Source organism: Leisingera sp. ANG-S5, from assembly GCF_000813925.1.
Lineage (GTDB): Bacteria > Pseudomonadota > Alphaproteobacteria > Rhodobacterales > Rhodobacteraceae > Leisingera.
Genome location: NZ_JWLH01000003.1, coordinates 632,452 through 644,070 on the forward strand (window position 1 = coordinate 632,452; position 11,619 = coordinate 644,070).

At 59.6% G+C, this 11,619-nt stretch carries 14 protein-coding genes, 1 tRNA gene and 1 pseudogene; 11 read left to right on the forward strand and 5 right to left on the reverse strand.

Features of this window, described 5'->3' with window-relative positions; all coding sequences use genetic code 11:
- Positions 1-193 precede the first annotated feature (193 nt).
- Positions 194-643, forward strand: a complete 450-nt coding sequence (locus RA25_RS07740; protein WP_019297819.1) for a potassium channel family protein — start codon at positions 194-196, stop codon at positions 641-643.
- Here RA25_RS07740 and cls read toward each other — a convergent pair.
- Entirely contained in the window at positions 640-2,055 is a 1,416-nt protein-coding gene (gene cls, locus RA25_RS07745; protein ID WP_039171179.1) for a cardiolipin synthase, read from the reverse strand. The two genes, RA25_RS07740 and cls, sit on opposite strands and share 4 nt — an antisense overlap.
- A 145-nt stretch (positions 2,056-2,200) precedes the next feature.
- Here cls and RA25_RS07750 point away from each other — a divergent pair, with 145 nt between their 5' ends.
- Entirely contained in the window at positions 2,201-3,067 is an 867-nt protein-coding gene (locus RA25_RS07750) for a YihY/virulence factor BrkB family protein (RefSeq protein ID WP_039171271.1), read from the forward strand.
- Positions 3,068-3,196: 129 nt separating this feature from the next.
- Positions 3,197-3,385 (forward strand): hypothetical protein, encoded by a 189-nt coding sequence (locus tag RA25_RS07755; protein WP_039145985.1) that lies wholly within the window; start codon positions 3,197-3,199, stop codon positions 3,383-3,385.
- Positions 3,386-3,391: 6 nt separating this feature from the next.
- On the opposite strand, the gene RA25_RS07760 is transcribed toward RA25_RS07755, so the two are convergent.
- Genes RA25_RS07760 through RA25_RS07765 form a run of 3 tightly spaced genes read right to left on the reverse strand, consistent with a single transcriptional unit; the run spans position 3,392 to position 5,684 of the window.
- Positions 3,392-4,108 (reverse strand): RlmE family RNA methyltransferase, encoded by a 717-nt coding sequence (locus RA25_RS07760; protein ID WP_019297815.1) that lies wholly within the window; start codon positions 4,106-4,108, stop codon positions 3,392-3,394.
- Between the two features lie 52 nt (positions 4,109-4,160).
- Positions 4,161-4,541, reverse strand: a complete 381-nt coding sequence (locus tag RA25_RS22635) for a hypothetical protein (protein WP_152612172.1) — start codon at positions 4,539-4,541, stop codon at positions 4,161-4,163.
- Between the two features lie 30 nt (positions 4,542-4,571).
- Positions 4,572-5,684, reverse strand: a complete 1,113-nt coding sequence (locus tag RA25_RS07765) for a Ppx/GppA phosphatase family protein (RefSeq protein WP_019297814.1) — start codon at positions 5,682-5,684, stop codon at positions 4,572-4,574.
- Between the two features lie 285 nt (positions 5,685-5,969).
- Between RA25_RS07765 and RA25_RS07770 the strand changes: the two genes are divergently transcribed.
- From RA25_RS07770 to RA25_RS07780, 3 genes are read left to right on the forward strand one after another with little or no spacing between them, the layout of a single operon-like run.
- Entirely contained in the window at positions 5,970-6,266 is a 297-nt protein-coding gene (locus tag RA25_RS07770; protein ID WP_019297813.1) for a virulence factor, read from the forward strand.
- Positions 6,267-6,292: 26 nt separating this feature from the next.
- Positions 6,293-7,219 carry a methylenetetrahydrofolate reductase gene (locus tag RA25_RS07775; protein WP_019297812.1) on the forward strand — a complete coding sequence of 309 codons (927 nt, stop codon included), beginning with the start codon at positions 6,293-6,295 and terminating at the stop codon, positions 7,217-7,219.
- A 9-nt stretch (positions 7,220-7,228) separates the two neighbouring features.
- Positions 7,229-8,290: a methyltetrahydrofolate cobalamin methyltransferase gene (locus RA25_RS07780; protein WP_019297811.1), complete on the forward strand. Its 1,062-nt coding sequence runs from the start codon at positions 7,229-7,231 to the stop codon at positions 8,288-8,290.
- A 182-nt stretch (positions 8,291-8,472) separates the two neighbouring features.
- Here RA25_RS07780 and RA25_RS07785 read toward each other — a convergent pair.
- A tRNA-Ser gene (locus RA25_RS07785) sits at positions 8,473-8,562 on the reverse strand.
- A 123-nt stretch (positions 8,563-8,685) separates the two neighbouring features.
- Here RA25_RS07785 and RA25_RS07790 point away from each other — a divergent pair.
- From RA25_RS07790 to obgE, 5 genes and pseudogenes are all read left to right on the forward strand, one after another.
- Positions 8,686-9,537 (forward strand): DUF2059 domain-containing protein, encoded by an 852-nt coding sequence (locus tag RA25_RS07790; protein ID WP_019297809.1) that lies wholly within the window; start codon positions 8,686-8,688, stop codon positions 9,535-9,537.
- A gap of 201 nt (positions 9,538-9,738) precedes the next feature.
- Entirely contained in the window at positions 9,739-10,302 is a 564-nt protein-coding gene (gene rplU, locus RA25_RS07795) for a 50S ribosomal protein L21 (protein WP_039145986.1), read from the forward strand.
- A gap of 11 nt (positions 10,303-10,313) precedes the next feature.
- Positions 10,314-10,583 carry a 50S ribosomal protein L27 gene (gene rpmA / locus RA25_RS07800; RefSeq protein WP_019297807.1) on the forward strand — a complete coding sequence of 90 codons (270 nt, stop codon included), beginning with the start codon at positions 10,314-10,316 and terminating at the stop codon, positions 10,581-10,583.
- A gap of 249 nt (positions 10,584-10,832) precedes the next feature.
- Positions 10,833-11,369: a GNAT family N-acetyltransferase gene (locus RA25_RS07805; RefSeq protein ID WP_019297806.1), complete on the forward strand. Its 537-nt coding sequence runs from the start codon at positions 10,833-10,835 to the stop codon at positions 11,367-11,369.
- 118 nt (positions 11,370-11,487) lie between these two features.
- Positions 11,488-11,619, forward strand: a pseudogene (gene obgE, locus RA25_RS22350) (GTPase ObgE); the annotation flags it as partial.

The following is an 11,619-nucleotide window of genomic DNA, read 5'->3' on the forward strand; positions in this document are numbered from 1 at the left end:
GCGGCAACCTTTGCATCTTGGGCCTTCACATGCTGCTAAAGCACTCAATACCCTAGCGACAAGGATGTCCAGACCGCTGCTCGTGCCGCGCGGTCAGCGCTTCTGGCTGGTATGATGCAATTGCCAATTGCGGGCAGGATTTCTATGGTGCAGCCAAGGGTTGCCAAAGCGAATTCACAACAGGAGGTCCGGCGTGACGCTGTGGAACCAGCTACTGTGGGGATCAATCTACCTCAGCACTTGCCTGATCCTGGAAATCACCATCCTGGTCTGGTGCGCCTCGGTTCTGAACCGGTTGTCCAGCCGGTTTTCCAAACCCTATAGGCCCTGGCAATTGGGTCTTATGCTCGTTGTGGCGATTTTCATCATTCTAGGCAGCCACACCGCTCAAGTTTGGATCTGGTCCGCTGCCTTTGTCATGGTTGGTGCGATTGAGGATTGGAATACGTCCGTCTATTTTTCACTGGTGACCTATACCACGCTGGGCTACGGCGATGTGGTTCTGGGCCCGGCGCTCAGGATTTTTGCTGCCCTTGCTGCGGTAACAGGGCTGTTCGGCTTCGGCATAAGCACCGCCTTCCTTGTCAGCGCAATGGGGCGGTTGTTTTCCTTTAATGGGCAACACACTGGCGGAAGGGATTAAAGCACCGGTGCCAGCAGGCGGGCCATCGGGGCCAGCAGGCGGATCCGCTGATTTTGCTGGCCGAGTCCAACGGCGAGTTCCTTTGCGTTCCGAAAGTCCTTGGCAAGCATGTTTGCAACCTTGCCGGCCGTCTCTTGATCGAAAAACAAGGCCATGGTTTCAAAATTCAGCCGGAAAGACCGGTTGTCCAGATTTGCGGTTCCGATTCCGGCAATGGTGTCGTCGACGACAAAACACTTTTGATGCATGAAACCGCCCTGATAGCGCAGGATGCGGACACCGGCTTCGCGAAGTTCATCAAAAAATGCAAAGCTGGCAAGCCACGGCAGATGGTGATCGATGGTCTCCGGCAGCAGCACCCGGACATCGATGCCTCGCAGACCTGCGTGCTTCAGCGCTGCAAAAACGTCCTGGTCGGGAACAAAATACGGGGACGCCAGCCACACTCTGCGCTGCGCCGCAGTGATGGCAGAAAAATAGAGCATTGAACCGTTTCCGGTCGTGTCTCCGGGGCCGGTGGAGGCGATCAGCGCGGGCAGATTCCGAGGGGACGGCTCGGGTTCCCAGTTGAGAAGATCCAGGATCGGCTCCTGGGTGCGCCAGTGCCAATCTTCGGCAAAGGACAGTTGAAGCTGCAGCACCACAGGCCCAACCAGCCGTACATGCGTATCCCGCCACGGACCAAATTCCGGGTTCTGTCCCAGATATTCAATCCCGACGTTCAGCCCTCCGGTGAAACCTGTGTGACCGTCGACAATCACAGTTTTCCGGTGATTGCGGAAATTAATCCGTAACCGGTGCCAGGGACCGCGCTGAACCGCTGGATCAACCATGTTGATGCCAGCAGCCACCAGCGCGTGTTTGTAGTCCTGGGGCAGCTTGCGGCTGCCAATGCTGTCCGTCATGAACCAGACCGTTACGCCACGCTCTGCCGCGGCGATCAACCGGGACTGCAATTGCATTCCGAGGTCATCGGCGCGCAGGATGTAATACTGAAGCAAGATGTAGTCTTGTGCGTTTTCAATGGCTTCGAAGATGGCGTTGAAGGTTTCGGAGCCGTTGATCAGGAGGTCCACCCCATTTCCGCGGCAAATGTTCAGGCCTGCGATCGCCTCAAACGGCGCTGTGTTGACGGCCAGTGCTGATGCATCCTCTGATTGGGCGCTGGTGTAGTTCCGCTTTGGGATGACGGCCTGTTCCGCGGCCTCGCGGGCTTTCCAGTATCCTTTGAACCGGTGGTGTCCAAAGATCATATAAGCGGGCAGGGCAAGGACCGGCGCAGCCAGCAGGAAAACAACCCAGCCAATGGCTCCTTGAGGTGTCCGCGCGGTGCGCGCCGCACTGAGCGCAGCCAGGCCGGCAGCCGTCCAGGTTGCAGCAAGTACAGCGGTGCTGAGAACAATCCAGAACATTGCGGGCTCCAAAAACTGTCTATGTGTCAGACTAATACTGAACCTGGCTTGCCGCCATACCCGGACGGGGCAGCACTTAGGTTGTCACGGAACAGACCACGCATTGCGGCTGGCGTTTGCCCTGAAGTTGTGGGACGTTACCGGTATGCCGATCCTTCCGCCAATCCGCATGTGGCCAGCCGCCTTGATGACCGCCGCCGGCCGGTTCAACAGAAAAAACGGCTGGGTGATGAGCAGCCACATCGCGATGTCGATGATGCTGGCGCTGTTTCCTTTTGTGCTGTTCACCGTCGCGCTTGCGGGCACGGTTGCGGGCCTGCTGTCACAGGAGGTTGAGGTGGAGGCGATGACGGAACAGGTGTTCAGCGTTTGGCCTGATGCGGTGGCCCGGCCCATTTTGACTGAACTTAAGGCGGTACTGCGGACATCAAACACCCAATTGGTCACTCTGGGCGGATTGTTTGCGCTGTATTTTGCCTCAAACGGGGTTGATGCCGTTCGCACGGCCATGGTCCAAGCTTATCACGATACGGACACCCGGCCTTACTGGAGGTCGCGGGCGCTGTGCATCGCGCTGGTTATTCTTGGCGGGGCTGGCATTCTGGCAGTAACCGTATTCGAAGTTATCATGCCCCTGTATGTTCGCCACATTACCAAACTCCTGCCTTTTGCGACCGTGCCGCAAGGCTGGGAGCAGGGGTTAAGAGGGCTTCTGGCCCTGGCGCTACCAGCAGGCGCGGTGCTGGCATTTCATGTGCTGCTGCCGGGGCGGGTGCACCGAATCCGGCGAATCTTGCCGGGTGCGATCCTGACATTGCTGCTTTGGCTGATCTGCGGCAGCGGCTTTGCCATCTATGTTGGGTCTTTTGCCCAATACTCTGCCACCTACGCGGGCCTTGCAGGCGCCATGGCAGCGATGATCTTTCTGTATCTGAACGCTGCCATTCTGATCCTAGGCGCGGAATTCAATGGCGCCCTGATTGACATGGCAAACAGCATGGGCCGGACATAGCGCCTGCGGCTTCGTTGCAACTGTTTCCATTTATTCAACAATAAGGCAGCTTCGCCACAATTGCGCCCCGATCTCAGCCCGATCGGTCTCTAGAACTGCAGAAAAGCAGCGGAACCAGAAGGGGCCATCATGACAAAATTGCAAAACAAACTGCGCCGCATGCGTCTGTTTGAGCTGATGCGGCAGCGCGGGATGGGCAGCAATGCCGGCTGCAAGCTGCGGGTGTCCCGCCTGACTGATGAAGAAGGCGAAGAGGCCATTCTGCTGCGCACCTTGGCCGCGCGGTCGCTGACCACGCCTCATAATCGCCGGGTCTGACCCGGTTCAGCCGCGGAAACCCGTGGCCACCACAAATTTCTCAGAGCTGTCCGACCGCGAGGAGGGCGGCTTGATGTTCATCACTTTGGTGAATTTCTGTTTCAGAAGCTTTTGCAGTTCGCCCTCGGCGCCACCAGCCAGAACCTTGGCGACAAAGGTGCCGCCTTCCTCCAGCACGTCAAAGGCAAAATAGGCCGCGGTTTCACAGAGAGAAATGATCCGCAAATGGTCGGTCTGCTTGTGGCCGGAACTGGCAGCCGCCATGTCTGACATTACAACGTCGGCCTTTCCGCCCAGCCATTCCTTGACCTGCTCGTCAGCTCCGTCATCCATGAAATCGAGCTGATGGAACTCAGCACCTGCCAGTGGCTCGACCTCTTGCAGGTCGATACCAATGATGCGGCCGACTGCCTTGCCTTGTTTCTCACCCAGCGAATTGATCCGCTTCACTGCCACCTGTGCCCAGCCTCCCGGTGCGCAGCCCAGGTCGACAACCCGGGCGCCATTCACCAGGAAGCGGTACTTGTCGTCCAGTTCCATGATCTTGTAGGCTGCACGCCCGCGGTAGCCTTCGGCCTGGGCGCGTTTCACATAGGGGTCGTTCAGCTGCCGCTGCAGCCAGCGGGTTGAGCTGAGCTTGCGCCCGCGCGCTGTCTTCACATTGACCTTCAGATCCCGCTGCCCGCGGCCGGAAGTGTTTTTACCAGTGGGGGTCTTTGCCATGTGCGTTTTCTCCGACAGTGAGGGCTGCAGATAACCTCTTGGCCCGTCTGGATCAAGGCGATGCTTTTTTCTTGGATAGCGCAAGTTCCTGCCATGGGGCGGATACACCGAATATCAGGTATCCTAGAAGGTTTGCAGCCTTGCCCCAAAAACTAATCTTCACGACCGGCTCGGGCGGGTCTTCGTCTATGGTGTCTTCGGTGGCCAATGACGTCAGATGACCACACTGAATTGCGTGAAGATACTCCGAAGCCTCCGCTGCATTTTCAGACGGAACTCTGATAGGAACTCCGCCGAACGCCAGGCTGTGATGGGGGAGCAGGGTAATCGTGTTGAGCCCTGGGCAAAATACCCGGAAACCCGCAGCCTCCAGTGCAGAAACCGCCACTGAGACGGTGCTTAGCCGGTAAGCTATGGCGATGGTCGAATACATGTAAGACGCCCTGAAACTTCTGTTGAGCGGTTAGTAAGGGCCGTCCTCCAGAACACCATCTGCGCTCATCTGCGCATAAAGCAGGCCTTCGCGCAGGCCGCGGTCGGCGACGGACAGCCGGTCGGTTGGCCAGCAACGCAGCAACGCCTGAAGGATTGCCGAGCCGGACATAATCAGGGCTTGCCGGTCCTCGCCGATGCGGGGGTCGCGGCGGCGGCCTTGAGGGCCGAGCTCCAAATACCCCCGGATCACCTTGTCAATCTGATCGCTGGTCATCCGCAGCCCGTCCACCTTTGTCCGGTCATAGCGTTTGAGACCCAGATGCGAGGCTGCCACAGTGGTTACCGTGCCGGAGGTGCCGACGATCTGGAAGCCGGCGCGCGCCTGCTCATCTTTGTAGGGGGCGAAATCGGCGAGGTTCTCCTCAAAGAACCAGCTCATGAGAGCAAACCGCGCAGCATCGTCCTCCACATCGTTGAACTGGTCGCGCAGCGTGGCGACACCCAGCGGGACTGAGATCCAGTCCACCACTTTCGCGGCGGGGAAGGGGCCCTCAGCCGGACGGAACCCGTTGTGCAGCCGCATGATGGCTGCCGGGCGGTCGCGCCGCGGCACTGAGGAGACGTCGATCCAAACCAGCTCGGTCGAGCCGCCGCCGATATCAACAACCAAGAGCTGTTCGGTCTTGGTGGAGACCAGCGGCGCGCAGGAGATAACGGCCAGACGCGCTTCTTCCTCCGGCTGAATGATTTCCAGCGTCAGGCCGGTTTCCCGCTTTACCTGGCGGATGAAATCGCGTGCGTTCTTGGCCCGGCGGCAGGCTTCGGTCGCCACCAGCCGCATCCGTTTGACCTTGTTGCGTTTAAGTTTCTGCTGGCAGATCCGCAGCGCCTGGATGGTACGCGCCATCGAGGACCGCGACAGCCGTCCGGTCCGCTCCAGCCCGGCGCCGAGCTGCACCGACTTGGAGAAACTGTCAACCACATGGATACCGCTGCCCTTGGGCTGGGCGATCAGCATGCGGCAGCTATTTGTACCCAGATCCAGCGCTGCGTAGAGCGCATCAGGATCGGGACGGGCCGGTGCAGGGGTCTCAACCGCTTTGGGAAACGCGCCCGCACCTTTCGAGCGCCTGGGCGCCATGATTCACGCCCTCCGATTATCGTGTTAAGAATGACAATAGGTGCGCAAATGCGGCGGCGCAAGCGCCGTGCGGCCAGAAGTGAAGCAATTTCCGCCGCTTCCCGGAAATCTCATAATCCACATGAATATTTTGGCGGTTCCAGGCTGTGGCATTCACAGGTGCACAAAGCTAGTGTCGCGGCAGCAAAACGTCGCTCAATCCCATCGTGTTGTCGAAAATCGACCAACCTGCGGCGCGCCACCGCACTAGATAGTGGTCTATCCAGGCTAGGAGGAAAGCAAGGCATGCCCGACGTTACGATCGTATACTGGCGCGATATCCCCGCGCAGGTCATCGTTGGCAAAGGCCGCCGCGGCGCCAAGCGTCAGCTCGAAGAACGGTTCGAGCAGGCAATTGACCGCGCAGCCATGAAGGTGAACGCGAAAGACGCGGACGCTTATTTGGCTGAATGGCGCAAGGCTGCTCCTTTCTCTGCTGAGGGCGAGGCCGCTGAGGTTGCCGAAGCCGAGGCCAAGCGCTTGGAGACTGAGTATGATCAGGACCGCTTGAAGGCGCTGATCGCGAATGACGGATGGGCATGACCCGCAGACCACTTTGGGAGGCCGTGATGGCTTTGCTGAACTTTAAAAAACGCGACTCTGGCGCAGGCCAATCCGCTACCCCTGAGATGGAGGCCTTCCTGAAAGGGTATTCCATCGAGGTGATGCCCCGTACCGCTGCCAAGGTGGAAGACTTCCGCGACCTGCTGCCCGCCGGCACCCGTGTCTACATCGCGCACATCGAAGGCACCCCGATCGAGGATATGGTCGAGACCGCCAAGCGCATTGCTGGCGAAGGCTACGATGTGATGCCGCACTTCCCGGCGCGGATCATCAAGGACAAAGCAACCCTGGGTGACTGGATCAACCGCTATCAGGGCGAAGCCGGCGTCAAGCAAGGCCTGATCCTGGCAGGCGGCGTTGCCAAGCCGCACGGCGAATTCGACAGCTCGATGCAGCTTTTGGAAACCGGCCTGTTTGACCAGGCGGGTTTCACCAACCTGCACGTTGCTGGCCACCCGGAACCCAACCTGGATATCGACCCCAACGGCGGCCGCGCCAACACCTACGCGGCGCTGGACTGGAAACAGGAATTCTCCAAGCGCACCGATGCACAGATGGCGCTGGCGACCCAGTTCTGCTTCGAGGCGCAGCCGGTGATCGACTGGGTGAACGAGCTGAACGAGCGCGGCATGAACCTGCCGGTCCACATCGGTATCGCTGGTCCGGCCAAGCTGCAGACCATGATCAAATTCGCCATCGCCTGCGGTGTCGGTCCGTCGCTGAAAGTTCTGCAGAAGCGTGCCAAGGACGTTTCCAAGCTGCTGCTGCCGCACGAGCCGGGTGAGGTTCTGGCGGATCTGGCGGCGCACAAGGCGGCCAACCCCGACTTTGCAATCGAGAAGGTTCACTTCTTCCCGCTGGGCGGCATCAAGACCAATGCCACCTGGGCCATCAACAACGGCGGCGATTCCGCCAAGCCGGTTAACTCCTAAGGATCCACAATGACCCGTACAGTCGTAGAATCAAAAACAAAAACCGCGGTCCTGGGCTTTGATGAGCCGTTCTGTGTGATTGGTGAGCGCATCAACCCGACCGGCCGCAAGAAACTGGCGGCCGAGCTGGAAGCCGGCGATTTCTCCACCGTCGAAAAAGACGCCGTGGCTCAGGTTCTGGCCGGTGCCACCGTTCTCGATATCAACGCGGGCGTGGTTTACAACTCCAACCCGAACCCGAACGAGACCGAGCCGCCGCTGATGCGGAAGATCGTTGAACTGGTTCAAGGGCTGGTCGACGTGCCGCTGTGCATCGACTCCTCGGTTCCCGGCGCGCTCGAGGCCGGTCTGGAAATCTGCGAAGGCCGTCCGCTGCTGAACTCGGTCACAGGCGAAGAAGAGCGTCTGGAGCAGATCCTGCCGCTGGTCAAGAAGTACAACGTGCCGGTTGTGGCGATCTCCAACGACGACACCGGCATCTCGGAAGATCCCGATGTGCGTTTTGCTGTCGCTAAGAAAATCGTCGAGCGTGCTGCTGATTTCGGCATCCCGGCGCATGACATCGTGGTTGACCCGCTGGTGATGCCGGTTGGCGCCATGGCGACTGCAGGTCTGCAGGTGTTTGCCCTGGTCCGCCGTCTGCGCGAAGAACTGGGTGTGAACACCACTTGCGGTGCGTCCAACATCTCCTTCGGCCTGCCGAACCGTCACGGGATCAACAACGCTTTCCTGCCGATGGCAATGGGTGCCGGCATGACCTCTGCGATTATGAACCCGGTGGCGCTGCCAGTGACACAGAAGGCTATTGCCGAGAAGAAAGCCGCTGTCGAAGCTGCTGGCATCATCCTGCCGGAAGCCATGGACGACGAGGCGTTTGTCACCATGTTCGGCCTGGGTTCCACCAAGCCGCGCGCCGGTAAGGAAATGGAGGCCATCCGCGCTGCCAACTTCCTGACCAACAACGACCCGCATGGCGGTGAGTGGATCAAATTCAACAAGGCGCCTGCTGCTGAGGGCGAAGAAGGCCGTGGCCGTGGCGGCCGCGCCGGCGGACGCCGCCGCCGCGCCTGATCCGAACTGGCAATTAAGCACGAAGGCCGGGCAGAAATGCCCGGTCTTTTTTGTTTTCGCGGTTGTAAGGCGAATGAAGCTGCACAAGCGGCTTGATGGTGCCTGGGTTTGCCGGAATCAGAAGGGTTAGACGCATCATACCGCATGTTCTTGGTCTGATTTGGAAGCGGTCTGAAGGGAAATGGCGGAGAGACAGGGATTCGAACCCTGGGTGGGCTTGCACCCACAACGGTTTTCGAGACCGCCCCGTTCGACCACTCCGGCACCTCTCCGCGGGGGTCTGGTGGGGCAGCGTTTAAGGTTGATTCCGGACCGGCGCAAGGGGCGATTTGCGCCTTTGGCAAAAAAAGCCGGATTTCCGTTGCCAGCCAAAGGTTTTTGCTTAGATTTGCACTATGCAGATGATCCTTCCGCTCCCCGCTTTCCTGATGCGTTTTCTGGCCGCGATGTGGCTTGGCTGCTGGGTTGTCACCCAGCCCGCTGCTGCTGCGGACCGTGCCCGGGTGGAGGCGTTTCTGGAGGTCACCGGCTTTGACGTGGCGCTTGACAGCATCGCGCTGTCTGCCTCCAGCGCTCCGGACATGCTGGGCGTTGATGCCGGCGCCTTTGGCAGCCAGTGGACCGAAATGTCGGAAGAAGTCTTTGATACCGCAGAGATGCGCGGCTTGGCGTTGGATATCTTGGAAAACACTCTGGACGATGAGGCTCTGGATCACGCCTCCGAGTTTTATGCCAGTGATCTGGGGAAACGGCTGGTGCGGGCGGAGAATTCCTCGCATCTGATCGAGGATGACGAGGTGAAGCAATTGGCTGGCAACCGCATCATCTCTGATTTGGTCAAGGCAGGCAGCAAGCGGGTGGCGATGTACCAGCGTATGGGCAGTGCAATTGACGCTGCTGGCAATGGTGTAAAGGCGCTGCAGCAGATCCAGTTCCGCTTCCTGATGGCAGCGTCCGCGGCTGGCGTGATCGACCTGGATCTCGACGCCGACGAACTGCGCGCGCTGATGAAAGAGCAGGAGGGCGACTTGCGCCTCAGCCTGCAGGCCTCCAGCCTGGCGGCCTCTGCCTATACCTATCAGGAGTTCTCGGATGCAGAAGTGCAGGCCTATGTCGAGGCGCTGGAGGAGGAGCCAATGCAGCGGGTCTATGAACTGCTGAATGCGGTCCAGTACGAGATCACTGCCAACCGGTTCGAGGAACTTGCCCACCGCATGGCGGAGCTGACACCGGGACAGGACATCTGATTTCCGCAGAGCGCCTGAAAAGCCTGTGGAAAACGGTTGACATACATGCCGATCCGAACCATAAGCCCGCATCCCGGCCCGGAATCCGTGCGCCGGGGTTTATTTGTCATACGCCCATTCAAGGGCGCGCTGTTCGAGGCGGCATATGCCGAAACGCCCGTAAGGGGGCCGTAGGACGCGGTTAGAAAAGGAAAGACGCACATGTTTGCGGTCCTCAAGACTGGCGGCAAGCAGTACAAGGTTCAGGCGGGCGACGTGCTCCGCGTTGAGAAACTTGCTGCAGATGCCGGCGACACCATCCAATTCGACGAAGTTCTGATGCTGGGCGGCGACGCTCCGGTTGTCGGTGCTCCGCTGGTCGACGGCGCAGCCGTCAAAGCTGAAGTGATCGAGCAGATCAAAGGCGAGAAGCTGATCCACTTCGTCAAGCGCCGCCGGAAGCACTCCTCCAAGCGTACCAAAGGCCACCGTCAGAAGCTGACCCTCGTCCGGATCACCGAGATCCTGGCATCGGGCGCAACCAAAGCCGCACCGAAAGCTGCTGCCAAAGCCAAAGCTGCTCCGGCCGCTGAAGCTGCCGCAGGTTCGGACGACCTGACCGCCCTGACCGGTGTTGGTCCCGCAGCTGCCAAGAAACTGGCAGAAGCAGGCCTGACCACTTTCGCTCAGATCGCAGCCTTGTCCGAAGACGACATTGCTGGTATCGAGGCGATCAAAGTGAAGCCCGAGTGGGTTGAGCAGGCCAAAGAACTGGCTAAAGGCTAAGGAGAGAGAGAATGGCACATAAAAAAGCTGGCGGTTCCTCCCGTAACGGCCGCGACTCTGCTGGTCGCCGCCTTGGCGTGAAACTGTACGGTGGCCAGGCTGCCATCGCAGGCAACATCATCGTGCGTCAGCGCGGCACCAAATTCTGGGCCGGCGAAGGCGTGGGCATGGGCAAAGACCACACTCTCTTTGCAACTGCTGACGGTGCTGTGAGCTTCCGCAAGGGCCTGAAAGGCCGCACCTTTGTATCGGTTCTCCCAGTGGCGGAGGCCGCTGAGTAAGCCGACCCGAAGGGTAAAGAAATCTTTAGGGGGATCGGCTACACAGCCGGTCCCCTTTGCTGTTTTTGTCTGTGAGAATGTGATGAGTTTGCCCGGAAATACCGACGTTCGGACACGAGCAAGGATTGCTCACAACCGGCCAACGGGAAATTTTGCACAATTTGAACGCGGTATCTATTGCCGTGGCAGCTGTGCAGGCACATTTCAAACTTGCAGCTGCAAGAACAAGGGCTGAGGAGGAGCAGTTCCATGAACCTGGAGCAAATCGTGAACCAGCAGGCGATTGAGACAGACCGATTTATTCTGCGCCCGCTGCGCAAATCAGACGCCGGGCTGATTGAGCATTATGTCAGCGACGAACGCGTCGCCCGCATGACCCGCTCGGTGCCGCATCCGCTGCCGCCCGGCGCGGCTGAGGCCTTTGTTACCCGAGCCATGGCTGAAGAGCGGGATGAGGACGTCTGGGTGATCGACGGCACCATCGAGGGTGACTCCGAGCTGAAGGGCGTGATCGGGCTCAAGCGGATGGACCGCAATCAGTCCGAGGTCTCCTATTGGACTGCGCCGCCGTTCTGGAACACAGGGCTGGCCTCTGCTGCGCTGAAAGCGCTGGTCGATGCCAACCCGCAGAAGAACGACGCGATGTTTGCCTCTGTGTTTCAGGATAACCCGGCCTCGGCCCGGGTGCTGATCCATTGCGGCTTTGACTATTTGGGCGACGCCGAAAGCTATTCGGTGGCGCGCGACGCCTCTGTCCCGACCTGGACCTACAGCCGAAAACTGTGATTGGCGCGGCACGCGCTTTGCGGTAAGGCAATCGAAACAGTCCCGCCATGGCTCCGGGCCTTGGCGGGACACTTATACTGCGCGGACGGGCAGGGGCCTGCCGTATTAAGGAGCTGACATGAAATTCCTCGATCTGGCAAAGGTCTACATCCGCTCGGGCGCCGGCGGGAACGGCTGCGTCAGCTTCCGCCGCGAGAAATACATCGAATACGGCGGTCCGGGCGGGGGCGGCGGCGGGCAGGGCGCTGTC

Excerpts from the sequence above, each read along its gene's own strand:
- RA25_RS07805 (WP_019297806.1), top strand. The coding sequence starts at position 10,833 with ATGAACCTGGAGCAAATCGTGAACCAGCAGGCGATTGAGACAGACCGA.
- rplU (WP_039145986.1), top strand. The coding sequence starts at position 9,739 with ATGTTTGCGGTCCTCAAGACTGGCGGCAAGCAGTACAAGGTTCAGGCG.
- cls (WP_039171179.1), bottom strand. The coding sequence starts at position 2,055 with ATGTTCTGGATTGTTCTCAGCACCGCTGTACTTGCTGCAACCTGGACG.
- RA25_RS07755 (WP_039145985.1), top strand. The coding sequence starts at position 3,197 with ATGACAAAATTGCAAAACAAACTGCGCCGCATGCGTCTGTTTGAGCTG.
- RA25_RS22635 (WP_152612172.1), bottom strand. The coding sequence starts at position 4,541 with ATGTATTCGACCATCGCCATAGCTTACCGGCTAAGCACCGTCTCAGTG.
- RA25_RS07780 (WP_019297811.1), top strand. The coding sequence starts at position 7,229 with ATGACCCGTACAGTCGTAGAATCAAAAACAAAAACCGCGGTCCTGGGC.
- RA25_RS07790 (WP_019297809.1), top strand. The coding sequence starts at position 8,686 with ATGCAGATGATCCTTCCGCTCCCCGCTTTCCTGATGCGTTTTCTGGCC.
- rpmA (WP_019297807.1), top strand. The coding sequence starts at position 10,314 with ATGGCACATAAAAAAGCTGGCGGTTCCTCCCGTAACGGCCGCGACTCT.
- RA25_RS07770 (WP_019297813.1), top strand. The coding sequence starts at position 5,970 with ATGCCCGACGTTACGATCGTATACTGGCGCGATATCCCCGCGCAGGTC.
- RA25_RS07750 (WP_039171271.1), top strand. The coding sequence starts at position 2,201 with ATGCCGATCCTTCCGCCAATCCGCATGTGGCCAGCCGCCTTGATGACC.
- RA25_RS07760 (WP_019297815.1), bottom strand. The coding sequence starts at position 4,108 with ATGGCAAAGACCCCCACTGGTAAAAACACTTCCGGCCGCGGGCAGCGG.
- RA25_RS07775 (WP_019297812.1), top strand. The coding sequence starts at position 6,293 with ATGGCTTTGCTGAACTTTAAAAAACGCGACTCTGGCGCAGGCCAATCC.
- RA25_RS07765 (WP_019297814.1), bottom strand. The coding sequence starts at position 5,684 with ATGGCGCCCAGGCGCTCGAAAGGTGCGGGCGCGTTTCCCAAAGCGGTT.